Origin of the sequence: Herbaspirillum sp. meg3, assembly GCF_002257565.1 — a bacterium.
Classification (GTDB): Bacteria; Pseudomonadota; Gammaproteobacteria; order Burkholderiales; family Burkholderiaceae_D; genus Herbaspirillum.
This window is the reverse complement of record NZ_CP022736.1, coordinates 4,784,508-4,800,261: the sequence shown is the minus strand read 5'-3', so window position 1 is coordinate 4,800,261 and position 15,754 is coordinate 4,784,508. Positions and strand designations below refer to the sequence as shown.

Sequence of the window (15,754 nt, the reverse complement as noted above, 5' to 3'; positions counted from 1 at the left end):
AGCTTATTTCAACTTATTTCAGCTTGGCCAATTGCTCTTCCAGTTTTGCCAGCGTGGTCGTGAAGTTGGCCAGGCGTTCTTTCTCCTGTGCCACGACTGCCTCCGGCGCACGTGCAACGAAACTCTCGTTGGACAGCTTGGCGTTGGCCTTGACGATCTCGCCGCTGATGCGGGTGATCTCCTTGGTCATGCGCTCACGTTCGGCAGCGATGTCGACTTCCACCTTCAGCATCAGCTTGACGTTGCCGACGATCGCGACCGGTGCCGGCGACTCCGGCAGTTGCGTCACGACTTGCGTTTCGCTCAGCTTCACCAGCGATTGCAGATACGGCAGGAAGGAGTTCACCGATTCCGCATCGGCGGTCTCGATGATCAGCGGCACGCGCAGCGCCGGCGACAATTGCATTTCGCCGCGCAGATTGCGGCAAGCGTCGGTCAGCGTCTTCAGTTGCGTCATCCAGGTTTCCGCTTCGTCGTCGATCTTTTCCAGATCGGCTTGCGGATAGGGTTGACGCATGATCGAGTCACCGGCCGGATCAAGCTTCTTGTCGGTCAGCGGTGCAACGCTTTGCCACAGTGCCTCGGTCACAAACGGCAGCACCGGATGCGCCAGGCGCAGCACTGCTTCCAATACGCGCAGCAGCGTGCGGCGAGTGGCGCGCTGTTGTGCTTCGTTGCCGGTCTGCACCTGCACCTTGGCGACTTCCAGATACCAGTCGCAGTATTCATCCCAGACGAATTTGTAGATGGCTGAAGCGATGTTGTCGAAGCGGTAATCGGCGAAGCCTTTTTCCACCTCCGCTTCAGCGCGTTGCAGCAGCGAGACGATCCAGCGATCGGCTTGCGAGAACTGCAGCTTTTCCTTGTTGCATTCGCCCTTGACGTGACCGTCGAAACCGCAGTCATGACCTTCGGTGTTCATCAGCACGAAGCGGGTGGCGTTCCACAGTTTGTTGCAGAAGTTGCGATACCCTTCGCAGCGGCCGAGGTCGAAGTTGATGTTGCGGCCCAGCGTCGCCAGCGAGGCGAAGGTGAAGCGCAGCGCATCAGTACCGAAGGCCGGGATGCCGTCTGCGAATTCCTTGCGGGTCGCCTTTTCGATGCTGGCGGCTTGCTTCGGATTCATCAGGCCGACGGTGCGCTTGGCGACCAGTTCATCCACGCCGATGCCATCGATCAGGTCGATAGGATCAAGTGTATTGCCCTTGGACTTCGACATCTTCTGACCGCTGGCGTCGCGCACCAGACCATGCACGTAGACCGTATTGAACGGCACCTGTCCGGTGAAATGCGTAGTCATCATGACCATGCGCGCCACCCAGAAGAAGATGATGTCGAAGCCGGTCACCAGCACCGACGACGGCAGGAACAGTTTGTAATCCGGCGTGACTTCCGGCCAGCCCAGCGTGGAGAATGGCACCAGCGCCGACGAGAACCACGTATCCAGCACGTCGTTGTCGCGCGTCACCGTCTTGCCGCCGGCTTGCGCCTTGGCTTCTTCCTCAGTGCGGGCAACATAGACCTTGCCGTCTTCGTCGTACCATGCCGGGATCTGATGGCCCCACCACAGCTGGCGCGAAATACACCAGTCCTGAATGTTGTTGAGCCACTGGTTGTAGGTGTTGCTCCAGTTTTCCGGAATCAGTTTGATCTCGCCGTTGGCGACTTTTTCCAGCGCAACTTCAGCGATCGATTTGCCCGGGAAGTAAGTGCCTTCCGGCGCCGGCTTGCTCATCGCGACAAACCATTGGTCGGTCAGCATCGGCTCGATCACGACACCGGTACGGTCGCCGCGCGGCACCATCAGCTTGTGCGGCTTGACCAGTTCCAGCAGGCCCAGCGCATCGAGGTCGGCAACCATCTGTTTGCGCGCTTCGAAACGATCCAGACCTTGATATTTGGCAGGGCCGTTTTCGTTGATCTTGGCGTCCAGCGTCAGGATGCTGATCTTGTCCAGATTGTGACGGGCGCCGACGGCGTAATCGTTGAAGTCGTGCGCAGGCGTGATCTTCACGCAGCCGGTACCGAATTCCTTGTCGACGTATTCATCCTTGATGATCGGGATTTCGCGATCCGTCAGCGGCAGCTTCAACATCTTGCCGACCAAGTGTGCGTAGCGCTCGTCGGTTGGATCAACCGCCACGGCGACGTCGCCCAGCAGGGTTTCCGGACGCGTTGTTGCCACCGTGATGTGGCCGCTGCCGTCCGCCAGCGGATAGCGGATGTGCCACATGGAGCCGTCTTCTTCTTCCGACACCACTTCGAGGTCGGACACCGCCGTGCCCAGCACTGGATCCCAGTTCACCAGGCGCTTGCCGCGGTAGATCAGACCTTGCTCGAACAGGCGCACGAAGACTTCTGTGACGGCGTTCGACATCTTCGGATCCATGGTGAAGTATTCGCGATCCCAGTCAGTCGAAGCACCCATGCGGCGCATCTGGCCGGTGATGGTGGAGCCGGATTTTTCCTTCCACTCCCACACCTTCTCGACAAACTTCTCACGGCCGAGATCATGGCGGGAAATCTTTTGCGCATCGAGCTGGCGTTCCACCACGATTTGCGTCGCGATACCGGCGTGGTCGGTGCCCGGAATCCAGGCCGTGTTGAAACCGCGCATGCGATGGTAGCGGGTCAGGCCGTCCATGATGGTCTGGTTGAAAGCATGGCCCATGTGCAGCGTGCCGGTCACATTCGGTGGCGGCAGCTGGATGCTGAACGACGGTTTTTCCGGCGCGGTGGTGGCAGCGAAATATCCGCGCTTTTCCCACTCTTCGCGCCAGAATTTCTCAATATCGGCAGGCTCGAACGACTTGGCTAATTCCATGATGTGATGTTCTGTGTATCCAAAACAGCGATTATAGAGGACGCGGGCACAGTTTTCGATTCCGCCGCCGGTTTTGGGCGGTTACGGCGGTACAAACGGGCAAGATTTCGGGGAGATTCGTTGCATTGCGCCAATATCCTGCGTTTTAGTCATCGTTTCTCGGATTGCAACGATTATGCAAAGGCGCGCCGCTCCCTAGAATAGGCCCTCGGCAAATGGCCGCAAACTCAATGACTTAGGAACGCTGAATAATGAACAAGACGATGACAATCATGGCAACAACACTGGCAGCCTTGCTGACACTGTCATATGCCGACGCGCAGGCAGCTGCCATCCAATGCACTTGCAGCGCGACCATGGCAAATCTGACGATGGTCCGCGCCGCGCGCGTTTCTCCGCCACTGGATGGCGCCGAGCTGCGTTATGCGTCTGCGGGCAAGTGTGCAGCTGAGGTGAGCGACGATGGCGACAAGATCAACGGTGTTTTCAGAAGCAAAGTCGAAGTCCGGTCGCTGCGGACGAAAAAGAGCGTTATGGAGAATGATGTCGTCCGGTTCGACTACGACAAGAACGCCGGCTCGTCGCTGACGACCAATTATGTTTCGACAGACAAAGACACGGCCGCCAAAGTCGTCTTTGAGAAAAAGGCGCAGATGCTGACCATGAACGTGATCGACGATCTGCGCTACGCACCTTCTGACCTGACAGTGCCCTATACCTTGCGCAAAGGTGGAAAAATCAACATTGCGCTCACGTGTCCCAAGCCAGTTCGTCGCTGATATCCGGCTACCTCAGCCGAGCTGCACCTGTGCCAGCAGCCAGTGCTTGAAGCGCTCCACCTTGGCCCATTTCCCATGCGTAGCCGGATACACCAGGTGGTGCGCGTGTACCCGGATGCCCTTGCGGTCCGGAAAAACCGGCACCAGACGGCCGTCTTTGAGGGGCGCATTTGCCAACCATGCGCTGTCCAGCGCGACACCCAGCCCCTGAATCGCCGCTTCGATTGCGAGATAGGCGCGGTCGAAGCTGAGTGCATACTGGCTCGGGGCAAGCAGGATGCCATGCGCGGCAAACCATTGTGGCCATTGCACCAGATTCACTTCCGAAAAAATCAGACTTTGCTGCAGCAGATCTTGCGGTGTGCCTAGCTTCAGCCGTGCGGCCAGCGCCGGGCTGACCATCGGCATCACTTCCTCCGTGGCAATTGTCTCGACATGCAGATCCGCCCAACGCGCCGCGCCATAACGGATGTCCAGATCAATCTCTCCCTGTGAAAAATCCGAATGCATATACGACGCCGAAAGCCGGATGCGGATGTCGGGATGTTCGTGCATGAAATGCGGCAGCCGTGGCATCAGCCACAGGCTGGCGAAGCTGGGCGACGCATGCACGCGCAGCACTTCGATGCCGTCGTCGGCACGTGCGTTCTGCGCGGCGCTGGCAATCAGCGCCAGCGCACCGGCCAGGCTCTGCTGATAGCGCTCGCCGGCAGGCGTGAGAGCAACGCCGCGCGAGGTGCGGTTGAACAATTTCAGCGCGACAAAATTCTCCAGATTGGTGATCTGATGACTGACGGCAGAGGGCGTCAAATTGAGTTCTTCGGCGGCCTTGCTGATGTTGCCCAGGCGCGCGACGACCTCGAAGGCGATGACCGATTTGAGCGGCGGCAGATGATGCATGGCGTGTCTCCCTGCAAGGTTTTTTGCTTGTTCTTGTTATGAAAATTATTCAAAGCATGTTGAGGGATTCTAGCTTGCTGGCCTATGGGGCGGGTGAAATACTGCATCCGTCGTCAGGGCTGGCTGTGAAATAAATCTAAAGGCGTTGAAATCTAAAAGACGCAGCCTGACGGCAAGAAAAAATAAATCCTTTAGGAGACAACCGTGTTACTCAAAGACAAAGTCGCCGTCATCACCGGCGCCGCTTCCGCTCGCGGTATCGGCAAAGCCGTGGCCCGCCTGTTCGCTGCGCATGGCGGTCGCGTCGCCATTCTCGATCTGGACGAAGCCGCCGCTGTTGCCGCTGCCGCCGATATCGGCGTCGGCCACATCGGGCTGGCATGCAACGTCACCGTCAAGGCCGATTGCGAACGTGCCGCCAAGGAAATCCTGCAGCGCCTCGGCCAGGTCGACATCCTGGTCAACAACGCCGGCATCACCCAGCCCTTGAAGATCATGGACATCCAGCCGGAAAACTACGAGGCCGTCACCGACGTCTCGTTGCGCGGCACGCTCTACATGAGCCAGGCGCTGATCCCGCACATGCGCAGCCGCCGCAGCGGCTCCATCGTCTGCCTGTCGTCGGTGTCGGCGCAGCGCGGCGGCGGCATCTTCGGCGGCCCGCATTATTCTGCCGCCAAGGCGGGCGTGCTCGGGCTGGCGCGTGCCATGGCGCGTGAGCTGGGGCCTGACAACATTCGCGTCAATTCACTCACGCCCGGCCTGATCCAGACCGACATCACCGCCGGCAAGCTGACTGACGAGATGAAGGTCGACATCCTGAAAGGCATTCCGCTCAATCGTCTCGGTGTTGCCGATGACGTTGCCAACAGCTGCCTCTTTCTCGCCAGCGACCTGTCGTCCTATCTGACCGGCGTCACGCTGGACGTCAACGGCGGCATGCTGATTCACTAAGGAGTTGCGATGACTACCATGGAACAAAACTTCACCCTCGCAGAACGCGCCTATCGCATCCGCAAGAAAGCACTGCGCATGGGCGAGGTGCAGGGGCAGGGCTACATCGCGCAGGCGCTGGGCATCTCCGACGTGCTCGCGGTCGCGTACTTTCGCGCGCTGCGCTACAAGCCGGAAGATCCGCATTGGGAAGAGCGCGACCGATTCCTGCTGTCGATCGGCCACTACGCCATCGCCTTGTATTCGGTGCTGATCGAAGCCGGCGTGCTGCCGGAAGAAGAGCTGGAAACCTACGGCGGCGACGACAGCCGTTTGCCGATGTCGGGTATGGCGGCGTATACGCCCGGCATGGAAATCACCGGCGGCTCGCTCGGACAGGGACTGACGGTTGCAGTCGGCATGTCGCTCGGCCTCAAGCGCAAGAAGTCCTCCTCCTTCGTCTACAACCTTTTGTCGGACGGCGAGCTCGATGAAGGGGCGACCTGGGAAGCCGCCATGTCCGCCGCACATTGGAAGCTGGGTAACCTTATCGCGATTGTCGATGTCAACAACCAGCAAGCCGACGGCCCGTCCAAGAGCGTGCTCAACTTCGAACCGCTGGCCGACAAGTGGCAGGCCTTTGGCTGGTATGTGCAGCGCGTCGACGGCAACAATCTCAAGGAAGTGGTCGCGGCGTTCGATCGTGCGCGCGTGCTGGCGGAAGACAAGCCGCGCGTGATCATCTGCGACACCAAGATGTGCAAGGGCGTGCCTTTCCTCGAAGGGCGCGAAAAGAATCACTTTATCCGTGTCGATCCTGAAGAATGGCAACTGGCGCTCGATACGCTTTATGTCGGGAGCGACGCATGAACCAAGTTAAAGAAAAACAGATCAACGTCAACAATGAGGCGCCTGTCAAACCGCGTCTTACCACCTCGGCGATGATCGCCTCGCTGGCGGCCGAGGGACAGGCAACACGTCCGGCGCCGTTTGGTCATGCGCTGGCAGAGCTGGCCAATGTGCGCACCGACATTGTCGGCATGACCGCCGATCTGGCCAAGTACACCGACCTGCACATCTTCGCCAAGGAGCATCCGGAGCGCTTCTACGAAATGGGCATGGCCGAGCAGTTGCTCATGGGCGCCGCCGCCGGCATGGCGCGTGAGGGCATGGTGCCGTTCGCGACGACCTACGCCGTGTTTGCGTCGCGCCGTGCCTACGACTTCATCTGCATGGCGATTGCGGAGGAAAGCCTCAACGTCAAGATCGTCGCCGCGCTGCCGGGACTCACCACCGGTTACGGACCCAGCCATCAGGCCACCGACGACCTGGCGATTTTCCGTGCCATGCCCAACCTGACCATCGTCGATCCCTGCGACGCGCTCGATATCGAACAGGCGGTGCCGCAGATCGCAGAACATCAGGGGCCGGTCTACATGCGCCTGTTGCGCGGCAACGTACCGGCCGTACTGGACGAGTACAACTACAAGTTCGAACTGGGCAAAGCCAAGATGATCCGCGACGGCCGCGATGTGCTGATCATTTCCGCGGGCCTGATGACCATGCGTGCGCTGGAAGCGGCCAAGCTGCTGCAAAAGGACGGCGTCGACGTCGGCGTGCTGCACGTGCCGACGATCAAGCCGCTCGACGAAGACACTATCCGCAAGGAAGCGGCGCGCAGCGGCCGCATGGTTATCGTCGCAGAAAACCACTCCATCGTCGGCGGCCTCGGCGAAGCAGTGGCAGGCGTGCTGATGCGCGCCAACGTGCGGCCGCCAGCCTTCCGCCAGATCGGCTTGCCGGATGCTTTCCTCGATGCCGGCGCCTTGCCGACCTTGCACGACCGATACGGCATTTCTGCCGCCGTCATGTCGGCCAACATCAAGTCATGGCTGTAGGCACTACGCACTGGAAAAGGAAACAAGACAGGAAAAACAGGAACGACTGCATGCAATAACAAGTAAAACCAAAATCAAGGAGACAGACATGACCAAGGACGCACTCACGCAGAGCGGGATCACCCGCCGCAAGATCTTGACCTACGGCGCCGTCGGCGCAACCCTGCCGATGTCGGCATGGATTACCAAATACGCCCACGCTGCGGAATTCAACTACAAGTTCGCCACCGGACAAGACCCGACCCATCCGGTCAACAAGCGGGCGCAAGACGCCATCACGCGCATCAAGGAAGCCACCAACGGTCGCGTGGATATCAAGCTGTTTCCGGCAAATCAGCTCGGTTCCGACACGGACTTGCTGGCGCAGGTGCGCAACGGCGGCGTCGAATTCTTCAACATCGCCGCCTCCATCCTGGCTACGCTGGTGCCGGCGGCCGGTATCGTCAACACCGGCTTTGCCTTCTCCAACTACGATGAAGTGTGGAAGGCGATGGACGGCGATCTCGGCAAATACGTCTTCAGCCAGATCGACAAGGTCGGCGTCATGAGCATGTCGCGCAGCTGGAACAACGGCTTCCGCCAGATCACTTCCGGCGTCAAACCGATCCGCACACCGGACGATCTGCGCGGCATGAAGTTACGCGTGCCGGCAGCGCCTATCCTGACTTCGCTGTTTCAGTCGCTGGGCGCCGGGCCGACGCCGATCAACTTCAATGAGGTGTATTCCTCACTGCAAACCAAGCTGGTCGAAGGGCAGGAAAATCCGCTGCCCATCATTGCCACCGCGCGCCTGTATGAAGTGCAGAAATATTGCAGCATGACCAGCCATGTGTGGGATGCGTATCTGGTGCTGGGTAACAAGCGCGCCTTCCAGAAATTGCCGGCGGACGTGCAGGCAATTGTGCTGCGCGAGTTCGACAAGGCGGCGCTGGATCAGCGTGCCGATATCGCCAAGCTCAACGACTCCTTGCGTCAGGAGCTGACCGGCAAAGGCCTGCAATTCATCGACGTCGACAAGAACGCCTTTCGCGATGCCTTGCGCAAGACCACGTTCTATAAAGACTGGAAAGCCAAATTCGGCGAACAGGGCTGGCATCTGCTGCAGCAATATTCCGGAGAGCTTGCATGATGGCCGCCGGCCATCACATCGAGACCATGCCGCGCGCCAGTCTGGGTTTGACGCACCTGGACCGTGCGCTGGGCATGCTCATCGAAATTCCGGCCGCTATCGCCGTGGTGGCGGAAGTGGCGATTTTGCTCACCAGCGTGTTCTCGCGCTTCGTGCTGCATCAGCCGCTGGTGTGGGCGGATGAACTGGCATCGACCGTGTTTCTGTGGCTGGCGATGTTCGGCGCGGCAGTGGCCTTGCGGCGCGGCGAGCACATGCGCATGACGGCGCTGATCGGCAAATTGTCGCCGGCCTGGCGCGCGCGTATCGAGGCCATCGCAGTCGGTACGCCATGCCTGTTCATCGCCATGCTGTTGCTGCCCGCAGTCGAGTACGCACAGAACGAATGGGTGGTGGAAACGCCCGCGCTGGGGGTGCCCGGCACCGTGCGCGAAGCGGCGCTGGCGGTCGGCTGCGTACTGATGCTGTGCGTATCCGGTTTGCGGCTGGCGCGTCATGGCTGGCGCGATCTGGGTTTCGTCGCGCTGGTGCTGGCGGCGATTGCTGCGGCCTTGTATCTCGGCGGCAGCAATCTGCAAGCGATGGGCAACTGGAATCTGGCGTTCTTCTTCATCCTGTTGCTGGGTGCGGGCGTGCTGGCTGGCGTGCCGATTGCATTCTGTTTCGGACTGGTCACGATTGCTTATTTATTGTGCACCACGTCGACACCGCTGGAAGTCGTGCCGGGCCGGGTCAACGAAGGCATGAGTTCGCTGATTTTGTTGGCGGTGCCGCTGTTCATCCTGCTCGGGCAACTGATTGAAATGACGCAGATGGCGAAGGCCATGGTGGCTTTTCTGGCATCGCTGCTGGGGCATGTGCGCGGTGGGTTGTCATACGTACTGCTGGGCGCAATCATGCTGGTGTCGGGCATCTCTGGCGCCAAGACGGCCGACATGGCGGCGGTGGCGCCGGTGCTGTTTCCCGAGATGAAGAAGCGCGGCATGGAAGAGGGTGAACTGGTGTCCTTGCTGGCCGCATCCGGCGCAATGGCCGAGACGATTCCACCCTCGCTGGTGCTGATCACCATCGGCTCCGTCACCGGGGTATCGATTGCGGCACTGTTCACCGGCGGCTTGTTGCCGGGCATCGTGCTGGCGGTTGCGCTGGCGATCCTTGCGCGTCAACGCATCTCGGAAAGCAATCTCAAAGACGTCAAGCGCGCATCGCTGCAAGTCGTGCTGCGTACGTTCGTTGTCGCGCTGCCGGCGCTGGCGATTCCCGTGTTGATCCGCACGGCGGTGGTGGAAGGTGTGGCGACGGCGACCGAAGTCTCGACCATCGGCATCGCCTACACGATCGTGGTGGGGATCCTCGTCTATCGCCGCTTCGACGTGAAGCGCCTGTATCCGATGCTGGTCGAAACCGCTTCGCTGTCGGGCGCGATCCTGTTCATCATCGGCACCGCAACTTGCATGGCATGGGCGCTGACCCAGTCGGGCTTCTCGCATGATCTGGCGCACATCATGTCGCTGATGCCGGGAGGACGCTGGGGTTTTCTGCTGATTTCCATCGTCACGTTCATCGTGCTAGGCAGCGTGCTGGAAGGGATTCCGGCGATGGTTCTGTTCGGGCCGCTGCTGTTTCCAATTGCCAGGCAACTCGGCGTGCACGAGGTGCATTACGCGATGGTGGTAATCCTCGCAATGGGCATCGGCTTGTTCGCACCGCCCTTCGGATTGGGCTATTACAGCGCCTGCACCATCGGCCGCGTCAGCCCGGATGCAGGCATGCGCAAGATCTGGCCTTACCTCGGTGCGCTGCTTGCCGGGCTGCTGATTGTTGCCGCAGTGCCATGGATCTCTATAGGATTTCTCTCATGACAACTAGTCGAAATTTGTGATGTCACGGGCCGGATTATGGGTGTAGAATCCGGCCCACGACGTTTGAAACTGAACGAAGTAAGAGAAACAAATGCTAGGGGTCCTGAATGCCAAAGTACGGCAAACGGGTGAGAAATACCCTTGAACCTGATCTGGGTAATGCCAGCGAAGGGAAGCGCCGGAACTGCCGTATTGCATCTTCAACACGCAACAGGTCTCTTTCCGAATCCTCCTTTGCTGGCTCCAAGCCAAGTAATCGGGGCCGGCAATCAATGAATTTATGAGTGCGAACAGATTCTAGGCGTTGACTGTCTAGGTGTGACGACGCGACGTAGCGGTGCTACGGCAAGGAGTCACAACAACGACAGGCGACGCCTAGGGTCTGTTCCCTCCGGGTTCTGTCCAGAATGCGCGCTAGCTGCGTTGCATGGCTTGCAGGTGGGCCCACCACCTGCTGCGCCACGCGCCTTGCCAGCACGCATTCTGGGCAGAACGCACTTCACAAATTCATTGATTGCCGGCCCCTTAAGCAAAGGAGCCAAAATGAACGCCAATCCAAAATTCCTCTCCGCTACCGCCACGGTAGACGAAGCGGCTGTCCAGCCTTTACCGAATTCCCGCAAGATCTATGTCACCGGTTCGCGCCCTGATATCCGCGTGCCGATGCGCCAGATCAGCCAGTCCGATACGCCTGCGATGTTCGGCTCGGAAAAAAATCCGCCTATCTATGTCTACGACACTTCCGGTCCCTACACCGATCCGGACGCTAAGATCGACATCCGCAACGGCCTGTCGACGCCGCGTCTGCCTTGGATTCTGGAGCGCAACGACACTGATGAACTCGATGGCCCGACTTCCGAATACGGCCAGCAGCGCCTGAACGATCCGGCGCTGGCCGAACTGCGTTTCAACCTGCATCGCAAGCCGCGCCGCGCCAAGGCCGGCGGCAACGTTTCGCAAATGCACTACGCGCGCAAAGGCATCATCACGCCGGAAATGGAATACATCGCCATCCGCGAAAACCTGCGCCGCCAGGAATACCTGGAAGAGCTGAAAGCCTCCGGCCCGATGGGCAACAAGCTGGCCGACCTGATGGGCCGCCAGCACCCGGGTCAATCCTTCGGTGCTTCTATCCCCGCCATGATCACGCCGGAATTCGTGCGCGACGAAGTCGCCCGCGGCCGCGCCATCATCCCCGCCAACATCAATCACCCGGAAGTCGAGCCGATGATCATCGGCCGCAACTTCCTGGTGAAGATCAACGCCAACATCGGCAACTCGGCAGTGACCTCGTCCATCGGCGAAGAAGTCGAGAAGATGACCTGGGCCATCCGCTGGGGCGGCGACAATGTCATGGACCTGTCGACCGGCAAGAACATCCACGAAACGCGTGAATGGATCATCCGCAATTCGCCGGTGCCGATCGGTACGGTACCGATCTATCAGGCGCTGGAAAAGGTCAACGGCAAGGCTGAAGACCTGACCTGGGAAATCTTCCGCGATACGCTCATCGAGCAGGCCGAGCAGGGCGTCGACTACTTCACCATCCATGCCGGCGTGCGCCTGCAATACGTGCCGCTGACCGCCAAGCGCATGACGGGCATCGTCTCGCGCGGCGGCTCGATCATGGCCAAGTGGTGCCTGGCGCATCACAAGGAATCCTTCCTCTACGAGCACTTCGAAGACATCTGCGAAATCATGAAGGCCTACGACGTCAGCTTCAGCCTCGGCGACGGCTTGCGTCCTGGTTCGATTTATGACGCCAATGACGAAGCGCAACTGGGCGAGCTGAAGACGCTGGGTGAACTGACCAAGATCGCGTGGAAGCACGACGTGCAGGTCATGATCGAGGGCCCAGGCCACGTGCCGATGCACCTCATCAAGGAAAACATGGACCTGCAACTGGAGCAGTGCCACGAAGCGCCGTTCTACACGCTCGGCCCCTTGACTACGGACATCGCACCGGGCTACGACCACATCACTTCCGGTATCGGCGCTGCGCAGATCGGCTGGTACGGTACCGCGATGCTGTGCTACGTCACGCCGAAGGAACATCTGGGCCTGCCAAACAAGGTCGACGTCAAGGACGGCATCATCACTTACAAGATCGCTGCGCACGCAGCCGATCTCGCCAAGGGCCATCCGGGCGCACAGATCCGTGACAACGCGCTGTCGAAGGCGCGCTTTGAATTCCGCTGGGAAGACCAGTTCAACATCGGTCTCGATCCGGACAAGGCGCGCGAATTCCATGACGAAACCTTACCCAAGGATTCGGCCAAGGTAGCGCATTTCTGCTCCATGTGCGGCCCGCATTTCTGTTCAATGAAGATCACGCAGGAAGTGCGCGATTACGCCGCCAAGGAAGGTATTTCGGAAATTGCTGCCTTGAAGCAGGGCATGGAAGTGAAGTCGGTGGAGTTCGTGAAGATGGGCGCCGAGATTTATTCCAAGACCTGATTGTTGCGGTGAATGCGATGCAGATTGAATTGAATGGCAAGCCGCATGCCATTGCCGATGGTGCTGATCTGGTGCAGCTGATCGCTGCGCTGGAGCTGACCGGGAAGGCGGTGGCGGTGGCGGTGAATCGGCAGGTGGTGCCGTCGCAGTTGTGGGCGGGGCGGGTGCTGGTTGAGGCGGATCGGGTGGATGTTGTGAGGGCTATCGGCGGGGGGTGATTTCTGCACTCCGTCGCCCTGACTGACGACGCTTTGTGTTTTGTTCCGACTTGGTTTTTGCGTAGCTGAGGTCGTTCTCTCTTCGATCAACGCTGCCGGGGGTAGCCCGGCGGCTACTCACTTTCTTTGCTTCGCCAAAGAAAGTAAGCAAAGAAAGGGTTGGAGCATTGCTCCAACGCAACGGGATCCAGGTCCTTCGGACTTCCCGGTGCTGCGAAGCAAAAAATGGGAGGGGAAACAAACTCGCTGCGCTCAGACAAGTTTCCCCTCTTTTTCCATTTTCCGCATCGCATCACCGGCTGGCTCCAAGCGGAACTTCCAAACCGGCTCGCCTTCGGCATCGCGCTTTCTTCGCCTCTCGTGCTTTTCGTTTGCTCCTTGCAAACGCTTGAAAGGATTTGAAATGAATATGAACGATACTCCCGCTTTGTCCGCCGATACCGGCTTGACGATCGCGGGCAAGACCTACAACTCGCGCCTGCTGGTCGGCAGCGGCAAGTACAAGGATCTCAACGAAACCCGCGAGGCCACCGAGGCCAGCGGCGCCGACATCATCACCGTGGCGATTCGCCGCGTGAACATCGGGCAGGATCCGAATGCGCCGAGCCTGCTCGACGTGGTGCCGCCTTCGCGTTACACCATCCTGCCCAATACAGCAGGTTGCTACAACGCCGAGGATGCGGTCTACACCCTGCAACTGGCGCGTGAATTGCTCAACGGTCACAAGCTGGTGAAGCTGGAAGTGCTGGGCGACGAGAAGACTCTGTTCCCGAACATGCCGGAGACCTTGAAGGCTGCCGAGACGCTGGTCAAGGATGGTTTTGATGTCATGGTGTATTGCAGCGACGATCCTATCCAGGCACGCATGCTGGAAGATATCGGTGTGGTCGCGGTGATGCCGCTGGCGTCGCTGATCGGTTCCGGGATGGGCATTCTGAATCCGTGGAATCTGTCGCTGATCATCGAGCAGGCCAAGATTCCGGTGCTGGTCGACGCCGGTGTCGGCACGGCTTCCGATGCGGCGATTGCCATGGAGCTTGGCTGCGATGGCGTGCTGATGAATACCGCCATTGCCGGTGCGCGCGATCCGATTCGCATGGCGCGTGCGATGAAGCTGGCAGTGGAGGCGGGGCGCGAGGCCTTCCTCGCTGGGCGTGTTCCGAAACGTTTTGCCGCTTCGCCGTCGTCGCCGATGGCCGGCCGCGTCGTCTAAGCCGGTTGGGTTCGATGTCTTCTTATCGTTCATCACCGCCGTGCGTGCTGGTGTTCTCCGGTTCCGATCCGAGCGGCGGCGCCGGCATGCAGGCGGATATTCCAGCCATCAGCGCGCTTGGTTGCCACCCGCTGTCGGTGCCGACTGCGCTGACGGTGCAGGATAACGTCAGCGTGTTCGCGGTGCATCCGCTCGATGCCGAGCTGATTCGTCATCAGGCGCAGGTGCTGATCGATCGTTTCGACATCCGTGCCGTCAAGCTCGGCATTGCCGGCAATCGCCGCAATGCCGAGACGATTGCGGATTTGATTGTGCAGTTGCGTGCGCGTCAGCCGGACTTGCCGGTGGTGTTCGACCCCGTGCTGGCCAACGGCAAGGGCGATCAGTTGTCGACCGACGATGCGGCGCTGGCGATCGAGTCTTTGTATGCGGTTGCAACCGTCATCACACCCAATCTCAACGAAGCCAACCGGCTGTGCGGCAGCGAACATGCGCCCGAACAGCAGGCCGCGATCCTGATGCAGCGCGGTTGCGAGCATGTGCTGCTCAAGGGGGGGCATGGTCCGCAGCATCAGGATGTGGTCAATCGCTGGTTCGGTCCTGAAGGGGTGTTTGCATCGTGGAGCTGGCAGCGCTTGCCGGACGAGTTTCATGGCAGCGGCTGCACCTTGGCGGCGGCCTTGTCAGCACAGTTGGCGCAAGGTCTTGGGATGCACGATGCCATCGAAGCGGCGCAGCGCTATTGCCAGCATGCGCTGGAAACTTCTTACGCGATTGCGCCGGGTCAGCGCATCCCCAATCGCGTGCCCCTATTTGCAGGAGAACAGAAATGAGTGAAGCCAAACAATGGTCCTTGCGCGGGCTGTATATCGTGACCCCGGACTGGGACGACACCGACAAGCTGGTCAGCGTCACCGAACAAGCGATCAAAGGCGGCGCGACGCTGGTGCAATACCGCCACAAGACCGCTAATGCGGCGCTACGCAAAGAGCAGGCGAGTGCGCTGCTGCAAGTCTGCCGTCGTTACAGCATACCGTTCATCATCAACGACTATGTCGACCTTTGTATTGAACTTGATGCGGAAGGCATTCACGTCGGCGGCACCGATGCGTCGGTGGCGGAAGTGCGCGCGCAGGTCGGCAAGGACAAGATCGTCGGTGCTTCCTGCTACGGTACCTTGCAATTGGCGCGTGATGCGTATGCGGCCGGTGCGACCTATGTGGCGTTCGGCGGTTTCTACCCGTCGCGCGTGAAGAAATATGAATTCAAGACCGCGCTGGAAATCGTCGCTGCATCGAAGAAGGAAATTCCGCTGCCGGTCATTGTCATCGGCGGCATGACCCAAGAGAATTGCCTGCCGCTCATTGCGCAAGGCACTGATATGGTGGCGGCCATCAGCAGCGTCTATATGGCTGAACAGGATGCGCAGTCCGCAGCCCGCCGTTTTGCCGACTTGTTCTGAGCATCTTCGGCAATGAAAAATGCCGCTGCATCGTCACGATGTCAGCGGCATTTTTTTCGCGCTGTTTTTTACGCGATGA

Annotated in this window: 13 protein-coding genes and 1 riboswitch; of the genes, 11 read left to right on the top strand and 2 right to left on the bottom strand. The window is 59.7% G+C overall.

The window, feature by feature from the left end; translation table 11 throughout:
- Positions 1-13 precede the first annotated feature (13 nt).
- Positions 14-2,824, bottom strand: a complete 2,811-nt coding sequence (locus hmeg3_RS21595) for a valine--tRNA ligase (RefSeq protein WP_094565575.1) — start codon at positions 2,822-2,824, stop codon at positions 14-16.
- Positions 2,825-3,180: 356 nt separating this feature from the next.
- Here hmeg3_RS21595 and hmeg3_RS21590 point away from each other — a divergent pair, with 356 nt between their 5' ends.
- Positions 3,181-3,603 carry a hypothetical protein gene (locus hmeg3_RS21590; RefSeq protein ID WP_157739326.1) on the top strand — a complete coding sequence of 141 codons (423 nt, stop codon included), beginning with the start codon at positions 3,181-3,183 and terminating at the stop codon, positions 3,601-3,603.
- Positions 3,604-3,615: 12 nt separating this feature from the next.
- On the opposite strand, the gene hmeg3_RS21585 is transcribed toward hmeg3_RS21590, so the two are convergent.
- A complete protein-coding gene (locus hmeg3_RS21585; protein ID WP_094565573.1) occupies positions 3,616-4,503 on the bottom strand; it encodes a LysR substrate-binding domain-containing protein in 888 nt (295 codons plus the stop codon).
- Between the two features lie 204 nt (positions 4,504-4,707).
- Between hmeg3_RS21585 and hmeg3_RS21580 the strand changes: the two genes are divergently transcribed.
- The 10 genes from hmeg3_RS21580 (at position 4,708) to thiE (ending at position 15,675) form a co-directional block, all read left to right on the top strand.
- Positions 4,708-5,457 (top strand): SDR family NAD(P)-dependent oxidoreductase, encoded by a 750-nt coding sequence (locus hmeg3_RS21580; protein WP_094565572.1) that lies wholly within the window; start codon positions 4,708-4,710, stop codon positions 5,455-5,457.
- Between the two features lie 9 nt (positions 5,458-5,466).
- The gene (locus hmeg3_RS21575; protein WP_094565571.1) at positions 5,467-6,306 is read left to right on the top strand and encodes a transketolase; all 840 of its coding nucleotides are present in this window, start codon (positions 5,467-5,469) and stop codon (positions 6,304-6,306) included.
- Positions 6,303-7,334, top strand: coding sequence for a transketolase family protein (locus hmeg3_RS21570; protein ID WP_094565570.1), 1,032 nt, complete (start codon positions 6,303-6,305; stop codon positions 7,332-7,334). Before hmeg3_RS21575 ends, hmeg3_RS21570 begins: the two co-directional genes overlap by 4 nt.
- Before the next feature lie 88 nt (positions 7,335-7,422).
- Positions 7,423-8,463, top strand: coding sequence for a TRAP transporter substrate-binding protein (locus tag hmeg3_RS21565; protein WP_094565569.1), 1,041 nt, complete (start codon positions 7,423-7,425; stop codon positions 8,461-8,463).
- On the top strand, positions 8,463-10,325 hold the full coding sequence (locus tag hmeg3_RS21560) for a TRAP transporter large permease subunit (protein ID WP_094566499.1): 1,863 nt from the start codon (positions 8,463-8,465) through the stop codon (positions 10,323-10,325). The genes hmeg3_RS21565 and hmeg3_RS21560 overlap by 1 nt, the downstream gene beginning before the upstream one ends.
- Before the next feature lie 86 nt (positions 10,326-10,411).
- Positions 10,412-10,516: riboswitch (TPP riboswitch) on the top strand.
- 352 nt (positions 10,517-10,868) lie between these two features.
- The gene (thiC, locus tag hmeg3_RS21555; protein ID WP_094565568.1) at positions 10,869-12,782 is read left to right on the top strand and encodes a phosphomethylpyrimidine synthase ThiC; all 1,914 of its coding nucleotides are present in this window, start codon (positions 10,869-10,871) and stop codon (positions 12,780-12,782) included.
- Between the two features lie 17 nt (positions 12,783-12,799).
- Positions 12,800-13,000 (top strand): sulfur carrier protein ThiS, encoded by a 201-nt coding sequence (gene thiS / locus hmeg3_RS21550; protein WP_050478970.1) that lies wholly within the window; start codon positions 12,800-12,802, stop codon positions 12,998-13,000.
- 403 nt (positions 13,001-13,403) lie between these two features.
- Positions 13,404-14,213, top strand: a complete 810-nt coding sequence (locus hmeg3_RS21545; protein WP_094565567.1) for a thiazole synthase — start codon at positions 13,404-13,406, stop codon at positions 14,211-14,213.
- A 14-nt stretch (positions 14,214-14,227) separates the two neighbouring features.
- Positions 14,228-15,046, top strand: coding sequence for a hydroxymethylpyrimidine/phosphomethylpyrimidine kinase (locus hmeg3_RS21540; protein WP_094565566.1), 819 nt, complete (start codon positions 14,228-14,230; stop codon positions 15,044-15,046).
- Entirely contained in the window at positions 15,043-15,675 is a 633-nt protein-coding gene (gene thiE, locus hmeg3_RS21535) for a thiamine phosphate synthase (RefSeq protein WP_094565565.1), read from the top strand. The genes hmeg3_RS21540 and thiE overlap by 4 nt, the downstream gene beginning before the upstream one ends.
- Positions 15,676-15,754 lie beyond the last annotated feature (79 nt).